Below are 19,549 nucleotides of genomic sequence, written 5' to 3' on the forward strand. Positions count from 1 at the left end.
AGCTTCACGCAAGAGCGACAGTGTCGTGGATCAACCGAGGCCACTGCAAGCCAAAAACAGAAAGGCCGCATGAAAACCTATCATGCGGCCTTTCTGTTCATTTGAGGCTATGGGGACGCCTGCACCCGAAGCGTCGGATCAATCAAGCGTGAGCAAGCGTCCCATCAATCAACGCTTGTCTTCGACCGTCCATTTACCGCCGTCGTAGTACGCTTTCCAACCCGTCGGCTTGCCGTCGACTTCAGTCTGCACGTATTGCTCCTTGGTCTTGCGGCTGTAGCGAATGACCGCCGGGCGCCCCTCGGGGTCCTTCTGCGGCGCTTCACACAGGAAGTGATACTTCGGATCGATCTCGCTCTTGTGCGGGACAATCTCCAGCACCAACGGTGCACGGGTTTCGCGATTTTTCGGGAACTGGCTGGCCGCCAGGAACAAGCCGGAAGCACCGTCGCGCAGAATGTAGGTGTCGTCGACTTTCTCGCACTTGAGCTCCGGCATTTTCACCGGGTCCATCTTCGGCGGCGCCGCGTCACCGCTCTTGAGCAGTTTGCGTGTGTTCTTGCACGTCGGGTTGGTGCAACCGAAGAACTTGCCGAAGCGGCCGGTCTTGAGCTGCATCTCACTGCCACACTTGTCGCACTCCAGGCTCGGGCCTTCGTAGCCCTTGATGCGGTAGGAGCCTTCCTCGATCTCATAACCGGCGCAATCCGGATTGTTGCCGCAGATGTGCAGCTTGCGCTTTTCATCCAGCAGGTAGGCATCCATGGCCGTGCTGCAGATCGGGCAGCGATGCTTGCCGCGCAGCACCAGGGATTCGGACTCACCCTCGTCGTCTGCCGCGATTTCATCGCCCGGCACCAGGTTGACCGTCGCCTTGCAGCGCTCCTTGGGCGGCAGGCTATAGCCCGAGCACCCCAGGAATACACCAGTGGAGGCGGTACGGATCTGCATCGGACGCCCGCAGGTCAGGCACGGGATGTCGGTCATGACCGGCTGGTTGGCACGCATGCCGCTGTCCGGACTTTCGGCCACTTCGAGCTTTTTCTTGAAGTCACCGTAGAACTCATCCAGGACGTTTTTCCAGTCTCGCTCACCCTGAGCTACGTCATCAAGGTGCTCTTCCATCCCGGCGGTGAAGCCATAGTCCATCAGATTGGAGAAGCTCTCGGACAAGCGCTCGGTAACGATGTCACCCATTTTTTCCGAGTAGAAACGACGGTTGTGCAGTGCCACATAGCCGCGGTCCTGGATGGTGGAAATAATCGCCGCGTAGGTCGAAGGGCGACCGATGCCACGTTTTTCCATTTCCTTGACCAGGCTGGCCTCGGAATAACGCGCCGGTGGCTTGGTAAAGTGCTGGGTGGGATCAAGCTTGAGCAGCTTCATCACGTCGCCCTGGGCCATATCCGGCAGGACATCGTCGTCCCCAGGCTTGGTGATCTGCGGCATCACGCGGGTATAACCGTCGAACTTCAGGATGCGGCCCTTGGCGCGCAGCTCGAAATCACCGGCACCGACGCTGACCGTGGTCGACAGGTATTGCGCCGGCAACATCTGGCAGGCCAGGAACTGCCGCCAGATCAGTTCGTAGAGACGTTCCGCGTCGCGCTCCATGCCTGACAGCTTGCTTGGCTCGGTGTTGGCATCGGACGGACGAATCGCTTCGTGAGCCTCCTGTGCGCCTTCCTTGCTGCTGTAGACGTTCGGCGTGTCTGGCAGGTACTTCTTGCCGAACTCGCTTTCTATATAGGTACGCGCCATCGCCACGGCATCGGCCGAGAGGTTGGTCGAGTCGGTACGCATATAGGTGATGTAACCGGCCTCGTACAGACGCTGGGCCATCATCATGGTTTTCTTCACGCCAAAGCCCAGGCGGTTACTCGCCGCCTGTTGCAGTGTGGACGTGATGAACGGCGCCGAGGGTTTGCTGCTGGTCGGCTTGTCTTCGCGCTTGACGATACTGAAGCTGGAGGCCTTGAGCTTCTCCAGCGCCGCCATGGCCTGGGCTTCGTTGAGCGGCTTGAAGGCCTCACCCTTCTCGCGAGCCACTTCGAAGCGCACGGTGGCACCCTTGGCGGTGCCGAGGTCGGCGTGCACTTCCCAATATTCTTCAGGGATGAACGCACGGATCTCCCGCTCGCGCTCCACCACCAGCTTCACCGCGACCGATTGCACACGACCTGCCGACAGGCCACGGGCGATCTTGGCCCACAGCAATGGCGAAACCATGTAACCCACCACGCGGTCGAGGAAGCGACGCGCCTGCTGGGCGTTGACCCGATCGATGTCCAACTCGCCCGGCTCGGAGAAGGCCTCCTGGATGGCCTTCTTGGTGATTTCGTTGAACACCACGCGCTTGTAGCGGCTGTCATCCCCACCAATGGCTTCGCGCAGGTGCCAGGCGATGGCTTCCCCTTCGCGGTCCAAGTCCGTCGCGAGATAGATGGTGTCGGCATCCTTGGCGAGCCGGCGCAGCTCCTCGATGACCTTTTCCTTGCCCGGCAGGATCTCGTACTTGGCTTTCCAGCCATGGTCCGGATCGACTCCCATGCGCGACACCAGTTGCTTGCGCGCCTTCTCTTTGGGCGAGAGCGCTGGCGCTTCAGCAGCGGCCTTGCCGCGCTTGACGGCTGGCTCTTTGCCGGCGCTGGCCGAACCGCTGGTGGGCAGGTCTCGGATATGGCCGATACTCGACTTCACCACGTATTGGTTGCCCAGATACTTGTTGATGGTCTTGGCCTTAGCCGGGGATTCCACAATGACCAGCGATTTGCCCATGGATCGGAAAATTCCTGAATTCTAAAAAGTGAAAGGCGGTTGGCGCCTGACGCGGCACCGCTATATATAGTGGCTGCAAGGTGAGGTCAAGCGCAGGGTTGCCCATATGCCAGCCTCAAGGCTTGGAAAAAATGCTCTCTTCGGCCTGCACCAAAGCAAAGCGCGGGACCTGTTCCCCGTCAACCTCGACGGACTCCTGGAACATGCTCAGGGGGCGTACCCAAAAGCCGTAATCGCCATACAGGGCTTGATAAAAGACCACCTCTTCCTCGGTCTCGGAATGCCGCGCAATGCTGAATACACGGTACTGCGGACCTTTGTAATGCTGGTAGAGCCCAGGTTGTATCGGCATGCTTCGGCCCTCTCTCAAATTTTTTTCAAAATAAAAACAAAACAGCCCCGCAAAAACAAAAACCGGGGCACTTGGCCCCGGCTTCCATCAACGCAACGCTTAGAGGCGTTCGAAGACAGTGGCGATGCCTTGGCCAAGGCCAATGCACATGGTGGACACGCCAAATGTACCGCCGTTCTGCTTCATGACGTTGAGCAGCGTGCCGGAGATACGCGCACCGGAGCAACCGAACGGATGGCCCAGAGCGATCGCGCCGCCGTGCAGGTTAACCTTCTCGTCCATCTTGTCGAGCACTTTCAGATCTTTCAGCACGGGCAAGGCCTGTGCGGCGAACGCTTCGTTGAGCTCGAAGAAGTCGATATCGGTGATGCCCAGGCCTGCGCGCTTCAAGGCTTTCTGCGTGGCCGGTACCGGACCATAACCCATGATCGCCGGGTCCACACCCGCCACGGCCATCGAGCGGATCACCGCCATTGGCTGGATGCCCAGGTCCTGGGCACGCTGGGCCGACATCACGATCATGCACGATGCACCGTCGGTGATCTGCGACGAGGTACCGGCTGTCACGGTGCCACCTTTTGGATTGAAGGCTGGCTTGAGGGTCGCCAGGCTTTCCAGGGTGGTTTCCGGACGAATCGTTTCGTCGTAGTCGAACAGCTTCAGGAAGCCATTCTCGTCGTAGCCCTGCATCGGGATGATCTCGTCCTTGAACTTGCCTTCCACGGTCGCCTTGTGGGCGAGCTGGTGGGAGCGCATGCCAAAGGCGTCCTGCTGTTCACGGCTGATGCCGTGCATCTTGCCGAGCATTTCCGCGGTCAAGCCCATCATGCCCGAGGCTTTCGCCGCGTACAGGGACATGTGCGGGTTCGGATCGACGCCGTGCATCATGCTCACGTGGCCCATGTGCTCGACCCCACCCACGACGAACACATCACCGTTGCCGGTCATGATCGCCTGGGCGGCCGTGTGCAGCGCGCTCATGGACGAACCGCACAGACGGCTGACGGTCTGGCCGGCCGCCGTGTGAGGGATCTGGGTCATCAACGAGGCCATGCGGGCGATATTCCAGCCCTGCTCCAGGGTCTGGTTCACACAGCCCCAGATCACATCCTCGACCTCGTTCGGGTTGACCTTGACGTTACGTTCCAGCAGTTTGCTGATCAGGTGCGCCGACATGTCCTCGGCGCGGGTGTTGCGGTGCATGCCGCCCTTGGAGCGGCCCATCGGCGTACGACCGAAGTCGACAATCACGACGTCTCTAGGATTCAAGCTCATAAATGTTCTCTCGCTCTAGTCGTTGGGCGCTTAACCGAAGAAGCTCTGGCCTTTCTTGGCCATCTCGCGCAGCTTCGCGGTCGGGTGGTACAGCGCGCCCAGATCGGCGTACTGGTCAGCCAGGGCGACGAACTCGGCTACCCCGATCGAATCGATGTAGCGCAGCGCACCGCCACGGAATGGAGGGAAACCGATACCGTAGACCAGCCCCATGTCGGCTTCGGCAGCGGTCTCGACAACGCCATCTTCCAGGCAGCGCACGGTTTCGAGGCACAACGGGATCATCATCCAGTTGATGATGTCCTCGTCGGTGACTTCGCGCTGCTCGTAGACGATCGGCTTGAGCACTTCCAGCACCGACGGATCGGCCACTTTCTTCTGCTTGCCGCGCTTGTCGGCCTCATAGGCATAGAAACCCTTGCCGTTCTTCTGGCCCAGGCGCTTGGCTTCGTAAAGCACGTCGACAGCCGAACGACGGTCGTCCTTCATGCGGTCCGGGAAGCCTTCGGCCATGACGTCACGACCGTGGTGACCGGTGTCGATACCGACCACGTCCATCAGATACGCCGGGCCCATCGGCCAGCCGAATTTCTCCATGACCTTGTCGATGCGCACGAAGTCCACGCCGGCGCTGACCAGCTTGGCGAAACCGCCGAAGTACGGAAACAGCACGCGATTGACCAGGAAGCCCGGGCAGTCGTTGACGACGATCGGGTTCTTGCCCATCTTCTTGGCGTAGGCCACGGTGGTGGCAATCGCTTGTTCGCTGGACTTCTCGCCACGAATCACTTCCACCAGCGGCATCATGTGCACCGGGTTGAAAAAGTGCATGCCTACGAAGTTTTCCGGATGCTTGAGGGCCTTGGCCAGCAGCGAAATGGAAATGGTCGAGGTGTTCGAGGCGAGGATCGTGCCTTCCTTGACCTGGCCTTCAACTTCAGCCAGTACCGCCTGCTTGACCTTCGGGTTCTCGACAACCGCTTCGACCACCAGGTCGACATGGCCGAAATCGCCATAGGACAGGGTCGGACGAATGCCATTGAGCACTTCGGCCATTTTCGCCGCGGTCATGCGCCCCTTGTCGACGCGACCAACCAGCAGCTTGGCGGCTTCGGCCAGACCCTGCTCGATCCCGTGTTCGTTGATGTCCTTCATCAGGATCGGCGTGCCCTTGGACGCCGACTGGTAGGCGATACCACCGCCCATGATGCCGGCGCCGAGCACGGCGGCCTGCTTCACGTCGCTGGCGATTTCGTCATAGGCCTTGGCCTTTTTCTTCAGTTCCTGGTCGTTGAGGAACAGACCGATCAGGCTCTGGGCGGCCGAGGTCTTGGCCAGCTTGACGAAGCCGGCGGCTTCAGCTTCCAGAGCCTTGTCGCGACCGAAGTTCGCGGCTTTCTGGATGGTCTTGATCGCTTCGACCGGCGCCGGATAGTTCGGGCCAGCCTGACCGGCCACGAAACCCTTGGCGGTCTCGAAGGCCATCATCTGTTCGATGGCGTTGAGCTTGAGCTTTTCCAGCTTCGGCTGGCGCTTGGCCTTGTAGTCGAACTCGCCGCTGATGGCACGCTTGATGGTTGCAAGCGCCGCTTCCTGGAGCTTGCCAGGTTCAACCACGGCATCCACCGCGCCCACTTTCAGGGCGTCTTCGGCACGGTTTTCCTTGCCGGCGGCAATCCACTCGATGGCGTTGTCGACACCGATCAGGCGCGGCAGGCGCACGGTGCCACCGAAGCCTGGGTAGATGCCCAGTTTGACTTCCGGCAAGCCGATCTTGGCTGCGCTGGACATGACGCGGAAATCCGCCGCCAGGCACATTTCCAGGCCGCCGCCCAGGGCGATGCCGTTGATGGCCGCCACGGTCGGCACGTTGAGGTCTTCGAAGTCGCTGAAAATACGGTTCGCTTCGAGGTTGCCAGCGATCAGTTCGGCATCGGGCAGCTTGAAGTTGTCGACGAATTCGGTGATGTCGGCACCGACGATGAACACGTCCTTGCCACTGCTGACGATCACACCCTTGATCGAAGCATCTGCCTTGATAGTGTCCACGGCCTGACGCAGCTCATTCAGGGTTAGACGGTTGAACTTGTTGACGGACTCACCCTTGAGGTCGAATTTCAGTTCGACGATGCCACTTTCAAGAGCCTTAACCGTGATGGCTTTACCTTCGTAAATCATCAACTGATCTCCACGATATGGAAGCTGAACAGTACACGCTGAACGCTGGCTGCTGGTTCGACATGGACGTTACCGTCGATGCTACGCCAATCCGCCAGGCACACCCGTCAACGCGATAGTCGGGGTCTGTAGGAACGTTCTGAACATACAAACGCTCAATTCATACGCCCGTTTGATTTGGGTACGTCACCTTCACGGAATTTCCGACAATTGTCAATCGCCCTAAACACCGGCATGAACGCGACTTCGCGGTCATTTTCCGTACCGTGCGGGTCCGCAACACGGCGCCGCATGAGCACCTATTCATAGGATCAATATTTAGAAAAGTCGCCCTAATTGCGGGCACGTCGGATCCGACCGACTACGCTGTCAGGAACGCGATTGAAGACAGGAGAAGGGACGTCACGAACGCACGCCCTGAGATGAGATCGATTACCGGCCTGCCTGGCCAACCCGCCCGATGAGACTGTCGGGCTTTTTTATGCGTGCTTCAGCGACCCAGCCCAGCGTACTAGGCCAGCGCCTTGAGCACGTCGGCAATGGCCTGCAACACACTGGACTCGCCTTTTTCGCCCCAATACAAGGCGATCATTTGCCGATCAGCCTCGACTTTGTAGACATTGGCCGGCAATTTTTCGAAATGATTGAGCAACGACTGATCCTGGCAGGCTTCGCGCCACTGATTGACCCAGACGCCCGGCGCCGTTTGCCAGTAGCTCCAGCAAGCCGGTTGACTGCCTCGCCTAGGCCGATGGTACTGAGCGCACGGGCTTGGCGCCGGCTGGCCAAGCCAGTGCGGCCACTCCTGAGGGGCCAATTGCATGGCCAGACCCAGGCGTCGCGCCTCCAGGCGCAAGGCCATGCGACCGTTCTGCACACGGGATGGACGCAACCATGCCAATGGACTCAGGACCACCAACAGGATTGACAGCACTATCCAGACCGTCATATTCGTACTCCCCGCTTCTGATGAGTCCATTGACCTGCATCGCCGTCAATGCGCTTGAAACCAGCCATACTTACCGTATCGCAATTCTCTGGAGTGCTTTCCATGTACTACGAACACATCCTGGTTGCCGTCGACCTCACTGAAGAATGCGATCCCGTCGTCAAACGCGCCCTCGCCCTGTGCGAAAGCCGGGAAACCAAACTATCGCTGGTGCATATCGTCGAGCCGATGGCCATGGCCTTTGGCGGCGATGTGCCGATGGATCTTTCTCAACTGCAACAGCAGCAATTCGACCAGGCCAAGGAACGCCTCGAACGATTGATTGCCAAGTACCCGGCGCTGAAAAAGGACAACAGCCACCTGACCTATGGCCAGCCGCGCCAGGAGATCCATGACCTGGCCAAGAAACAGGGATGCGACCTGATCGTGGTGGGCAGTCATGGCCGACACGGCCTGGCGCTGCTGCTGGGCTCGACCGCCAACGACGTACTGCACGGCGCCCCTTGCGATGTCCTGGCGGTGCACCTGGTCAAGCGCACGTAACGGTTGCGCGGATCAGGCGTCCAGCTCGGCCCAACGCTCCACCAGGGCATCCAGCTCGGCCTGCAGCTGTTCCAGGTGCGCGATGACCTTGGCGGTTTCGGCGGCGGGCCGCTGGTAGAAGCCCGGGTCAGCCATTTCAGACTCCACCCCGGCGATCTGCGCTTCCTTCGCGTCGATCTCGCCCGGCAGTGCCTCCAGCTCGCGCTGTAGCTTGTAGCTGAGCTTTTTCTTCGTCGGTGCCGGAGCGGCGGCGGCAACTGGAGCGGGCTCGGCCTTGACCACCGCCGAGTTCAGGTCAGCCTTGCCGGATTTGCTCTCGGTCACGCCCAAGAGGCGCGGCGAACCACCCTGGCGCAGCCAGTCCTGATAACCACCGACGTACTCGCGAACCAAGCCTTCGCCTTCGAACACCAGCGTGCTGGTGACCACGTTATCGAGGAACGCCCGGTCGTGGCTGACCATCAACACCGTTCCGCTGAATGTCAGCAGCACCTCTTCGAGCAGCTCAAGGGTTTCTACGTCGAGGTCGTTGGTCGGTTCGTCGAGCACCAGCAGGTTGGCCGGTTTGCTGAACAGCTTGGCCAGCAACAGACGGGCGCGCTCGCCGCCGGACAGCGCCTTGACCGGCGTACGGGCACGCTGCGGGCTGAACAGGAAGTCGCCCAGGTAGCTCAGTACATGGCGGCTCTGACCATCGATCTCGATGAAATCGCGACCCTCGGCCACGTTATCGATCACGGTCTTTTCCAGGTCCAATTGATGGCGCAACTGGTCAAAGTAAGCGACATCGATCTTCGTGCCCTCCTCCACCGTGCCACTGGTCGGCACCAGGCCGCCAAGCATCAGCTTGAGCAGGGTCGTCTTGCCGGTGCCGTTGGCGCCGAGCAGGCCGATGCGGTCACCGCGTTGCAGGACCATGGAGAAATTCTTGACCAGCAACGGGCCGTCCGGGTGGGCGAAGCTGACGTTCTCCAGCACCATGACCTGCTTGCCGGATTTTTCCGCCGTTTCCAGTTGGATATTGGCCTTGCCGGTGCGCTCACGGCGCTCGCTGCGCTCCACCCGCAGGGCCTTGAGGGCCCGCACGCGACCTTCGTTACGGGTACGTCGGGCCTTGATGCCCTGGCGGATCCAGACTTCTTCCTGGGCCAGGCGCTTGTCGAACAAGGCGTTGGCGGTTTCTTCCGCCGCCAGCACGGCTTCCTTGTGTACCAGGAAGCTGGCGTAGTCGCCGTTCCAGTCGATCAGGCCGCCACGATCCAGCTCGAGGATGCGCGTTGCCAGGTTTTGCAGGAAGGAACGGTCGTGAGTGATGAACAGCACGGCCCCCTGAAAGTCCTTCAGGGCTTCTTCAAGCCAGGCGATGGCGCCGATGTCCAAGTGGTTGGTCGGTTCGTCGAGCAGCAGCAGGTCCGGCTCGGACACCAGGGCCTGGGCCAGCAGGACCCGGCGACGCCAGCCACCGGACAACTCGGCGAGGGTCTTGTCGGCCGGCAGCTGCAGGCGACTCAGGGTGCTGTCGACCAATTGCTGCAAGCGCCAGCCATCGCGGGCTTCGAGGTCGTGCTGGACATGCATCAGCTTGTCCAGGTCGGCATCGGTGACGATGTTCTGGCTCAAGTGGTGATATTCGGCCAGCAGTGCGCCGACACCGTCCAGGCCTTCGGCGACCACGTCGAACACGGTCCGCTCGTCGGCTGCCGGCAGTTCCTGGGGCAATTCACCGATCTTCAGGCCGGGCGCACGCCAGACCGAGCCGTCGTCGGGCTTCTGGTCACCCTTGACCAGCTTCATCATGCTGGATTTACCAGTGCCGTTGCGGCCGATGATGCACACCCGCTCACCACGGGCGATCTGCCAGGACACCTTGTCCAACAACGGCATGGCGCCGAACGCAAGGGACACATCGCTGAATTTGAGCAGGGTCATGAGCTTCTCCAAAAACCGGGCGCGCATTCTACCTGAGATGCAGCACCAGGAGGCCGTCAATTTCGTCGCCGAAGCACTCTGCACAACAAATGTTGCGAACTTGCACTGACGGCCCTGCAAAGCTTTCGCCGGCTGCTGGCAAAAGGCTAAGCTACAGACAGTTACCCTGGGTTTTGCCTTGGGCTTGTCATGTTTTTTCTGCCCGGACGCATCATGAGCAGTCGCCTTTTCAGTGTTTTGTCTTGTCTTTTTGTATGTGCCACTGCCGTCCAGTCCGCTCAGGCGGTGGATATCTCCACTCAGCGCCAATACTACGACGAGGCCAAGCGCGCCTTGGCCAAGGGCGATTCAGGCCCCTATTTGCGCTACAGCCAGGCCCTGCGCGATTATCCGCTGGAGCCGTACCTGGCCTACGACGAACTGACCGCCCGCCTCAAGAGCGCCAGCAACACCGAAATCGAGCAATTCCTCGCCGAGCACGGCGACCTGCCCCAAGCCAACTGGATGAAGCTACGCTGGCTGCGGTGGCTGACCGAGCGCGGCGACTGGGACACCTTCGTCAAGTATTACGACCCCAAGCTCAATTTCACCGAGCTGGACTGCCTCAACGCGCAATACCAGCTCAACCATGGCCTGAAGGCCGAAGGCTATGCCAATACCGAAAAGCTGTGGCTCACCGGCAAATCCCAGCCACAGGCGTGCGATGCATTGTTCGGTCTCTGGGCCAGCCAGGGCCAACTGACCGAACAGAAGCGCTGGGAACGGGCCAAGCTGGCCGCCCAGGCTCGCAACTATCCCCTGGCCAACAGCCTGGTCAGCGGCCTGACCACCCTCGCCCCTCGCGGCAAATTGCTGGTGGACGTAGCGCAAAAACCCGAACTGCTCAACCAGCCCTCACGCTTCAATCCGGCCGATGAGCCCATGTCCGATATCGTCAGCCTCGGCCTGCGCCGCCTGGCTCGCCAGGATCCGGAACAAGCGATGACGCTGCTGGACGGCTACGCCAGCACCATGCATTTTTCCCGGGATGAAAAAGTTGCGATTGCCCGGGAAATCGGCCTGGCCCTGGCCAAGCGCTTCGACAGCCGTGCCCTGGACGTGATGACAAAATACGACCCGGAACTGCGCGACGATACCGTTTCCGAATGGCGCCTGCGCCTGCTGCTGCGCCTGGCTCGCTGGGACGATGCCTACCAACTGACCCGACGCCTGCCCGAATCGCTGTCCAGCACCAACCGCTGGCGTTATTGGCAGGCCCGCACGCTGGAGTTGGCGCAACCGCAGAACCCCGAGGCGCTGACGCTCTACAAGCATCTGGCCCGTGAGCGGGACTTCTATGGCTTCCTGGCCGCCGACCGCGCCCAATCCCCTTATTCGCTCGCCAATAAGCCGCTGGTGATGAGCCAGGCGTTGATCAATAAGGTCCGCAACACACCGGGCGTGCGTCGTGCGCTTGAGTTCCATGCCCGCGGGGAAATCGTCGAGGGCCGTCGCGAGTGGTATCACGTCAGCCGTCACTTCAACCGCGACGAAATGGTTGCCCAGGCGAAGCTGGCCTATGACCTGAAATGGTATTTCCCGGCCATTCGAACCATCAGCCAGGCCAAGTACTGGGATGACCTGGATATCCGCTTCCCGATGGCCCATCGCGACACCCTGGTGCGCGAAGCCAAGATCCGCGGCTTGCATCCAAGTTGGGCGTTCGCCATTACCCGTCAGGAAAGCGCCTTCATGGATGACGCCCGCTCCGGTGTCGGTGCCGCCGGCCTGATGCAGCTGATGCCCGGCACCGCCAAGGAAACCGCACGCAAATTCAGTATCCCACTGGCCTCGCCGAAACAGGTGCTGGACCCGGACAAGAACATCCAGCTCGGCGCCGCTTACCTGAGCCAGGTCCATAGCCAGTTCAACGGCAACCGCGTCCTGGCCTCGGCGGCCTACAACGCCGGTCCCGGTCGCGTACGCCAATGGCTGCGGGGCGCCGATCACCTGAGCTTCGACGTCTGGGTCGAAAGCATCCCCTTCGACGAAACCCGCCAATACGTGCAGAACGTGTTGTCATACTCGGTGATCTACGGCCAGAAACTCAACTCGCCGCAACCGTTGGTGGACTGGCATGAGCGGTACTTTGATGATCAGTGAGGGTTAGCGGCTAGCTATTGCTGAAAGAAAAAAATGCCCCTAGCGAATGATAGGGGCATTTTTTTGGTCGGCTAGTTGATCAATGCTCCCACAGGGCTCCCACAGACCTTCAGTCGACTGCCGATTCTCGGTCAGTATTGAACTGCAACGCCGCCAACCGCGCATACAGCGCATTGCTGGCGACCAGTTCCTGGTGAGTGCCCACGGCCACCACCTTGCCCTGGTCCATCACTGCGATCCGGTCGGCGTTTTTCACCGTGGCCAAGCGATGGGCGATGACCAGGGTGGTGCGGTTTTTCATCAGGTTGGGCAGAGCTTGCTGGATCAGGTGTTCGCTTTGTGCGTCGAGAGCACTGGTGGCTTCGTCCAGCAGCAGGATCGGCGCGTCCACCAGCAGCGCGCGGGCGATGGCCAGCCGTTGGCGCTGACCGCCGGACAGGCCCAGACCACCATCACCCAGGTGGGTCTGGTAACCGCCGGGCATTTTTTCGATGAAGTCGTGGGCATGAGCGATCCGGGCGGCTTCGCGCACCTGTTCGGCGGTAGCATCGGGATTGCCGTAGCGGATGTTTTCCTCGACCGTTCCGAAAAACAGCGCCGGGTTCTGCGAAACCAGGGCGAAGTGCCGGCGCAGGTCCAAGGGATCGAGTTGGGTCAGCGGCACCTCGTCGATGAGAATCCGCCCTTGCGCCGGGTCATAGAAGCGCAGCAGCAAATCGTACACCGTCGATTTGCCCGCACCGGATGGCCCGACCAGCGCAAGGGTTTCTCCCGCCTTGACGGTCAGGTCCAGGCCGTCGACGGCGAAGCTGTCCGGTCGTGACGGATAGGAAAAACGCACGCCCTCCAGGCGCAAGTCTCCCCGCACTCGCGCAGGCAAGGTCACCAGGCCCGAGGTCGGCGGCTGGATGATGTTCTGCGAACGCAACAATTCGGCAATCCGCTCGGCCGCACCGGCGGCCCGTTGCAGTTCGCCGATGACTTCGCTCAAGGTGCCGAAGGCACTGCCGACGATCAGGCTGTAGAACACGAAGGCCGCCAGCTCGCCGCCGGAGATGCGCCCGGCGATCACGTCCATGCCTCCGACCCACAGCATCACGCCCACCGCACCCAGCACCAGCACGATCACCAGGGTAATCAGCCACGCTCGCTGGGCGATGCGCTTGCGGGCGGTGTCGAAGGCTTGCTCCACGGTGACGGCAAAACGGCGCTCATCCTGAACCTGATGGTTGTAGGCCTGCACGGTCTTGATCTGGCCGAGGGTCTCGGAGACGTAGCTGCCCACGTCGGCAATCCGGTCCTGGCTCTGGCGTGACAAACTGCGCACCCGACGGCCGAAGACCAGAATCGGCGCCAGCACCAGCGGCAAGGCAACGACCACGATGCTGGTGAGCTTGGGGTTGGTGACGAACAACAGCACGATGCCGCCCAGCACCATCAAGGCGTTGCGCAAGAACAACGACAACGACGAACCGATCACGGACTGCAACAACGTGGTGTCGGCGGTCAGGCGCGACTGGATTTCCGAACTGCGGTTGTCCTCGTAGAACCCCGGATGCAGGTACACCAGGTGATTGAACACCTGCCGGCGGATATCGGCCACCACCCGCTCGCCAATCCAGGACACCAAGTAAAAGCGGGAAAAGGTACCGATGGCCAATCCCAACACCAGCAGCATGAACAGGCCGATGGACTGGTTGAGCAAGTGCACAGAGCGAGTCATGAAGCCTTGGTCCACCAACAACCGGATGCCTTGGCCCATGGACAAGGTAATACCGGCTGTGACAACCAGGGCCAGCAAGGCGCCGACAACCTGTTTGCGGTAAGGAGCGAGAAAGCCGCTGGCCAGGCGTAGGGCACGGCGATGTTGGGCAGAAAGCATCAATGGCATCCGGTCATGCAACGGGGAAAGTGATCGGCAGCGCCAAGCACGGCGCAACCCTGTTGAATCAGAATGAGTCAGGTTAAATATGACCACATCGACTAGCGGGTAGATGTTATCGGTCTAAAGTCTGGCTGGAAACGCAACTGTGTTTCTGATTGAGTGGAGGTGTCGTCATGAACCTACAGGGAATGTCATGGCTCGGTCACCTGGCGACATTAAAGTGGGCACACAACCTGATGAGGAGACAGGCCATGTCCTTGCAACATAGCAGCGACGACAAGATTCAAGTGATCCGCACGCAACCGGACCAGTCCCTGGGCTGCTCGTTCATCGATGCCCAAGGGCGCGAAGTACCGATCACCGAAGAGATGATCCAGAAAGCCTGCAGCGAACTGGAAAAGCGACTGGTCAAGCCTGCCGAACAAAAGTGACACAACCCGTCTTCATTGGACCCGACCTCGATGTCGGGTTTTTTGTGCCTCAAGCCCCCTCGCCACGGTGTTTCGCGCTACGGCTCATGATTGGACGAAATAACCCAGGTATCTGTTATCCCTATAGTTGCTATCGATATCATGCAGTTCTCGATCCCCACCCCTCTCTCTAATCTGCCCACCAACGCGATCGAACAGGTCGCCGCAGAACAAACCAACCTTATGGAGAGAGCAACGATGAACACATTCAAACGCACCCTGGCCGTCACCGCATTGGCCCTGGCAACCCTCAGCGCCGAAGCCGCTTCGCCGGTCCAGGCCGATGCCAGCGTCTCCGCCGTGGGCAGCGTGGTCCAGTCTGCCAGCTACATCACCACCCGGGATGGCGTGCAGCTCTACTACAAGGACTGGGGCCCGCGTAATGGCCAGGTCGTGACCTTCAGCCACGGCTGGCCATTGAACTCCGACAGCTGGGAAGCGCAGATGATGTTCCTCGCCTCCAAGGGTTATCGCGTCATTGCCCATGACCGTCGCGGCCACGGCCGTTCCAGTCAGCCTTGGGAAGGCAACGACATGGACCACTACGCCGATGACCTGGCGGCGGTCATCGAAGCGCTGGACCTGAAGGACGTAACCCTGGTGGGGTTCTCGACCGGCGGCGGTGAAGTGGCCCGCTACATCGGTCGCCACGGCACCGCTCGGGTGAAGAAAGCCGTGCTGGTGTCCTCGGTGCCGCCGTTGATGCTCAAGACCGACACCAACCCCGGCGGCCTCCCGATGGCAGTGTTCGACGGCTTGCGCAAGGGGTCCCTGGAGAACCGCTCGCAGCTTTACCTGGACATCGCCTCCGGCCCCTTCTACGGCTACAACCGCAAGGGCGCCAAGCCGTCCCAGGGTTTGATCCAGTCCTTCTGGGCCCAGGGCATGCAAGGTGGCAGCAAGAATACCTATGACTCGATCGCTGCATTCTCGGCCACCGATTTCCGTGGCGACTTGAAGAAGTTCGATGTGCCGACCCTGGTGATCCATGGCGACGACGACCAGATCGTGCCGATCGATGCTTCCGGTCGGGCCTCGGCGGCGCTGATCAAGGGTGCGCGACTGATCGTCTATCCCGGCGCGCCCCATGGTTTGACCGAAACGCACAAGGAACGGTTGAATCAGGATCTGCTGACGTTCCTCAAGGAATGACAGCCTGATTCCTGATGGGAGTGGGCTTGCTCGCGAAGGCGGTGGTGAATGTACCGTTGTCATCGCGAGCAAGCTCGCCCAGAGGGGCCGGGCTGGATGCAAGGTCGCGGCTCACCCTCGCGTCCACATTTGTTTTCAGAGGGGCAGGGGTTTAGTGCCGCAACAACTTGCGCAGCGGAATCTCGTCCTTGCGTACCGGCGACTTGATGACGATGTAGCTGAAGTACTTGGAAATGCCGATGTTCTTGTCCAGCAAGCTTTCCATCACGTCCTGGTAATCCTGGATGCTGCGGGTCATGAAGCGCACCAGGTAGTCATAGCCACCACTGATCAGGTGGCATTCGAGCACTTCATCAACCAGGCGGATGTTGGATTCGAACTTGGCGAAGTCCTCGCGTTTGTGGTCGCTCAAGGTGACCTCGGTGAAGACCGTTACCGAATCGGTGATCTTGGCCAGGTTCAGATGGGCCTTGTAGCTGGAGATGTACCCTAGCGACTCCAACCGTTTGACCCGTTGCAGACATGGGCTGGCGGACAAGCCCACCGCGTCGGCCAGGCTGACGTTGGTCATGCGGCCATCTTTTTGCAGCTCTACCAAAATGCTGATGTCGATCCGGTCCAGTTTCGCTAAACCTTCCATCGCATACCTCTTGCCTGCCGTTCTTAGGACGATCTTCTAACAAAATCAGCGACGTAAAGACAACTGATGCTGAGCCACCAGGTCCGCCATGCTGTTGATGCAGTAGTCTGCCGCGCACGGCTGGGGCGGCGTGTCGAGGTTGCGGCAGATCAGGCAAACCGCCCCTACCCTGCGAGTACCGGCACCGGGACGGGTTATCTGAAGAATAGCTTCGGCCTCAAGCTTGTTCGCCGCCAGCCACTCGCGGTCCTGCAATGGGTCGCTCGCCCGCGAAATGAAATCGTCCGGCTCGATGCCCAAACGCTCGCACAACACCCCTCGATCCTCGGCATCGCGATCACCGAGTACCAGCAGGCGATAGAACTTGCGCAGGTAGAGCATCGCCCCCGGGGCATCCTCGAACAACGACCAGCCGGCGGCCGACCGTGAGAACGTCATACCCTCCTCCCAACTGGCCTTGAATTGCCAGCGCTCGGCCAATTGGCGATGGGCGAAACACAGCAAGCCGCTGAAGCCCAATTCGCCGAAGCGCGGGTACAACGCTTGCAGCACCTGGTCGAACTCGGCCAGCACCTGCGCCTTGTCCGGCGACTCGCCATGGTTCTCCAACAGCGGCTGCAATGCCGCCCAGACGCCGGAGTCCCGATCCACCAGGACCTCATCGCAGTCGATCAACAACGCCTGATATTCAGTCAGCCTCATCTGTGCAACCTCCGATGATGTCCCATCGTTCAACGCTCCATACACCGCCACAGCCCTTGAGGCATCAGCCCAAAACGCGTGCCAGGGCGGCGTCGAGAATCTGCAACGCTTCGTCGATCTGCGCCTCGCTGGTCACCAGCGGCGCCAGGAAGCGCAGGACGTTGCGGTACACCCCGCACTTGATCACCAGCAAGCCACCGGCCCGGGCTTCATCGATCAGGCGCTGGTTGAGATCGGCATCCGGGGTGCGCGCCTCGTCAGGCTTGATCAACTCAATCGCCAGCATGAAACCGCTGCCGCGCACATCGCCGATCTGCGGGTAACGGCTTTGCAGGCGCAGCAGGCCCTGGCGCAGGCGTTCACCCAGGACGTCGCCACGGGCCAGTAGATGTTCCTGCTCGTAGGCTTCGATCACCGCCAGCGCCGCCGCGCAGGACAGTGCGTTACCGCCGTAAGTGCCCCCCAACCCGCCAGGCAGCGGCGCGTCCATGATCTCGGCCTTGCCGACCACACCAGACAAGGGCAAGCCACCGGCCAGGCTCTTGGCGACTGTGACGAGATCCGGCTGGATGCCGGCGTGCTGGAAACCGAACCATTTGCCGGTGCGCCCGAAACCGGTCTGGATCTCATCGAGAATCAACACAATGCCATGCTTTTCGGTCAGTGCCCGCAGGCCCTGCAAGAACTCGGCAGGGGCCGCAAGAAAACCGCCGTCGCCCTGCACCGGCTCGATGATGATCGCCGCGACGCGCTCCGGCGCCACTTGCGTGGCCAGCAGCTCGTCCAGTGCCTGGAGCGCCATCGCGCTGGTGACGCCGCGATAAGCGTTCGGGTAGGGCGTATGGAAAACCTCCGGCGCGAACGGGCCGAAATTCTGTTTGTAGGGCTGGCTCATCCCGGTCAACGTGGTGCCGAGCAAGGTGCGGCCATGGAAACCGCCGCGAAAGGCGATCACCGCCGAACGATGAGTGTGGGCCCGGGCAATCTTCACGGCGTTTTCCACCGCTTCGGCGCCGGAGGTGAAGAACGCCGCTTTATAGGCCTGCTGGCCGCCGATCATTTCGCACAGGCGCTGGGCCAGGTCCAGGTAAGGCTGGTAGGCCACGACCTGGAAACAGGCATGGGAGACTTTCTGCAGTTGAGCCTGCACCGCCGCGACCACCTTGGGGTGATTGTGGCCGATGTTCAACACACCGATACCGCCGACGAAGTCCAGGTAACGCTTACCGTCCACATCCCACAACTGCGCCCCTTGGGCGCGGTCGATCACCAGCGGGTGCGCGGTGACCAGGCCACGGGGCACGAATCGATCACGCTGACGCAGCAGGCTGGGGGTTTCTTCGACTTTACTGTTCATTGGCATTTCCCGTCGTGAGCCTCGCACCCAAAAGCGGTTGCGGTGTGTCCACAGGTTAAGGGTTCGACGCGAAGGTCTACGCCGAACTTAGCCGTCGAGAAATCCGGATCGACTGTTTACACCCCGGCAAACAGCAGAATCCTCCAGAGCCGTTGAGGCATGCTTGATGCTCCTCAAATCCCCGGCGAGAAATGACCCATGGCACTGCTCTATAAAGCTGACCCGGTACGCGGCGAACACTGGCGGCGGCTGTTCGCCGAACAGGCGCCGGATATCCCATGGCGCGCCTGGCCGGACATGGGCGACCCGAAGGACGTTCGCTACCTGGCAGCCTGGCAGGCACCGGATGACCTCGAAACATTGCTGCCGAACCTGCAAGTGCTGTTTGCCTTGTCGGCGGGAGTGGATCAACTCGACCTCAGCCGTTTGCCGCCGACGTTACCAGTCGTGCGCCTGCTCGACCCCGGCATCAGCCAAGGCATGTGCGAATACGCCAGTTTCGCCGTGCTCAGCCTGCACCGGGACATGTTGCGTTATCGCCAGCAACAGACCGCGCGCCGCTGGCAGGCGCACCGGCTGGTGCCCGCGGCGCAACGCCGGATCGGCGTCATGGGCCTGGGTTTGCAAGCGCGGCAGATACTCGCCACTTTGAAGACCTTTGGGTTCACCTTGTCGGGCTGGGCTCGCAGCGAGCATCGCATTGACGCCGTGGCGTGCTTCGCCGGTGACAAACAACTGCCGGCCTTTCTTGGTCAGTGCGACATCGTGGTGTGCGTCCTGCCACTGACCGAACAGACCCGGGGGATTCTCAATCGGCAACTGTTCCAGTACCTGCCCAGGGGCGCGGCGTTGGTCAACATGGGCCGCGGCGGGCATCTGGTGGAGGCAGACCTGCTTGAAGCACTCGCCGACGGCCAACTCAGCGCCGCCGTGCTCGACGTGCTGGAACAGGAACCGGCAGCGCCGGAGCACCCGTTCTGGCATCACCCGCAGATCCTGCTGACCCCGCATATCGCAGCGATGACCCAGCCCGAAAGCGCGTTTGGTGTGTTGCTGGAGAATATCCGCCGGCATCAACGGGGTGAGGCGATGCTGGGCTTGGTGGATCGGGCACGCAATTATTGAAGAAACCGCTGCTACCGTAGGGACATAGCAAAATGATAGCATCCGGCCTTCAAGCCATCTGAAGGACCAGCA

General features: G+C 60.8%; 15 protein-coding genes. 5 read left to right on the plus strand and 10 right to left on the minus strand.

The genetic code is table 11. From position 1 onward, the window contains the following. Positions 1 to 168: 168 nt before the first annotated feature. The 5 genes from topA to N4Q37_RS18500 form a co-directional block, all read right to left on the minus strand. On the minus strand, positions 169 to 2,778 hold the full coding sequence (gene topA / locus N4Q37_RS18480; protein WP_260960964.1) for a type I DNA topoisomerase: 2,610 nt from the start codon (positions 2,776 to 2,778) through the stop codon (positions 169 to 171). A 115-nt stretch (positions 2,779 to 2,893) separates the two neighbouring features. After that, a complete protein-coding gene (locus N4Q37_RS18485) occupies positions 2,894 to 3,130 on the minus strand; it encodes a DUF1653 domain-containing protein (protein ID WP_025212748.1) in 237 nt (78 codons plus the stop codon). A 99-nt stretch (positions 3,131 to 3,229) separates the two neighbouring features. Further along, positions 3,230 to 4,405 (minus strand): acetyl-CoA C-acyltransferase FadA, encoded by a 1,176-nt coding sequence (gene fadA, locus N4Q37_RS18490; protein WP_260960966.1) that lies wholly within the window; start codon positions 4,403 to 4,405, stop codon positions 3,230 to 3,232. 30 nt (positions 4,406 to 4,435) lie between these two features. Further along, a complete protein-coding gene (gene fadB, locus N4Q37_RS18495; RefSeq protein WP_260960968.1) occupies positions 4,436 to 6,583 on the minus strand; it encodes a fatty acid oxidation complex subunit alpha FadB in 2,148 nt (715 codons plus the stop codon). 511 nt (positions 6,584 to 7,094) lie between these two features. After that, positions 7,095 to 7,532 (minus strand): hypothetical protein, encoded by a 438-nt coding sequence (locus N4Q37_RS18500; RefSeq protein ID WP_260960970.1) that lies wholly within the window; start codon positions 7,530 to 7,532, stop codon positions 7,095 to 7,097. A 102-nt stretch (positions 7,533 to 7,634) separates the two neighbouring features. On the opposite strand from N4Q37_RS18500, the gene N4Q37_RS18505 reads away from it, so the two are divergent. After that, a complete protein-coding gene (locus tag N4Q37_RS18505) occupies positions 7,635 to 8,075 on the plus strand; it encodes a universal stress protein (RefSeq protein WP_260960972.1) in 441 nt (146 codons plus the stop codon). Positions 8,076 to 8,087: 12 nt separating this feature from the next. Here N4Q37_RS18505 and N4Q37_RS18510 read toward each other — a convergent pair whose 3' ends face one another. Beyond that, complete coding sequence (locus N4Q37_RS18510) at positions 8,088 to 10,004, minus strand: ATP-binding cassette domain-containing protein (protein ID WP_260960973.1); 1,917 nt, start codon at positions 10,002 to 10,004, stop codon at positions 8,088 to 8,090. 213 nt (positions 10,005 to 10,217) lie between these two features. Between N4Q37_RS18510 and N4Q37_RS18515 the strand changes: the two genes are divergently transcribed. Next, positions 10,218 to 12,146: a transglycosylase SLT domain-containing protein gene (locus N4Q37_RS18515; RefSeq protein ID WP_260960974.1), complete on the plus strand. Its 1,929-nt coding sequence runs from the start codon at positions 10,218 to 10,220 to the stop codon at positions 12,144 to 12,146. A gap of 109 nt (positions 12,147 to 12,255) precedes the next feature. On the opposite strand, the gene N4Q37_RS18520 is transcribed toward N4Q37_RS18515, so the two are convergent. Continuing rightward, positions 12,256 to 14,037: an ABC transporter transmembrane domain-containing protein gene (locus N4Q37_RS18520; RefSeq protein ID WP_260960975.1), complete on the minus strand. Its 1,782-nt coding sequence runs from the start codon at positions 14,035 to 14,037 to the stop codon at positions 12,256 to 12,258. 245 nt (positions 14,038 to 14,282) lie between these two features. Here N4Q37_RS18520 and N4Q37_RS18525 point away from each other — a divergent pair, with 245 nt between their 5' ends. Next, the gene (locus N4Q37_RS18525) at positions 14,283 to 14,462 is read left to right on the plus strand and encodes a PA1571 family protein (RefSeq protein WP_024777905.1); all 180 of its coding nucleotides are present in this window, start codon (positions 14,283 to 14,285) and stop codon (positions 14,460 to 14,462) included. Between the two features lie 237 nt (positions 14,463 to 14,699). Further along, complete coding sequence (locus tag N4Q37_RS18530; protein ID WP_260960976.1) at positions 14,700 to 15,653, plus strand: alpha/beta fold hydrolase; 954 nt, start codon at positions 14,700 to 14,702, stop codon at positions 15,651 to 15,653. A gap of 151 nt (positions 15,654 to 15,804) precedes the next feature. On the opposite strand, the gene N4Q37_RS18535 is transcribed toward N4Q37_RS18530, so the two are convergent. The 3 genes from N4Q37_RS18535 to gabT all read right to left on the minus strand — a co-directional run bounded on the left by N4Q37_RS18535 (position 15,805) and on the right by gabT (position 18,352). Next, entirely contained in the window at positions 15,805 to 16,293 is a 489-nt protein-coding gene (locus tag N4Q37_RS18535) for an Lrp/AsnC family transcriptional regulator (protein ID WP_003203167.1), read from the minus strand. A gap of 45 nt (positions 16,294 to 16,338) precedes the next feature. After that, the gene (locus N4Q37_RS18540; protein ID WP_260960978.1) at positions 16,339 to 16,995 is read right to left on the minus strand and encodes a 2-haloalkanoic acid dehalogenase; all 657 of its coding nucleotides are present in this window, start codon (positions 16,993 to 16,995) and stop codon (positions 16,339 to 16,341) included. A gap of 64 nt (positions 16,996 to 17,059) precedes the next feature. Next, a complete protein-coding gene (gabT, locus tag N4Q37_RS18545) occupies positions 17,060 to 18,352 on the minus strand; it encodes a 4-aminobutyrate--2-oxoglutarate transaminase (RefSeq protein WP_260960980.1) in 1,293 nt (430 codons plus the stop codon). Between the two features lie 198 nt (positions 18,353 to 18,550). Here gabT and N4Q37_RS18550 point away from each other — a divergent pair, with 198 nt between their 5' ends. Beyond that, the gene (locus N4Q37_RS18550) at positions 18,551 to 19,477 is read left to right on the plus strand and encodes a 2-hydroxyacid dehydrogenase (RefSeq protein ID WP_260960981.1); all 927 of its coding nucleotides are present in this window, start codon (positions 18,551 to 18,553) and stop codon (positions 19,475 to 19,477) included. The last annotated feature ends 72 nt before the right edge of the window (positions 19,478 to 19,549 follow it).

Origin of the sequence: Pseudomonas citri, from assembly GCF_025336485.1 — a bacterium.
Classification (GTDB): domain Bacteria; phylum Pseudomonadota; class Gammaproteobacteria; order Pseudomonadales; family Pseudomonadaceae; genus Aquipseudomonas; species Aquipseudomonas citri.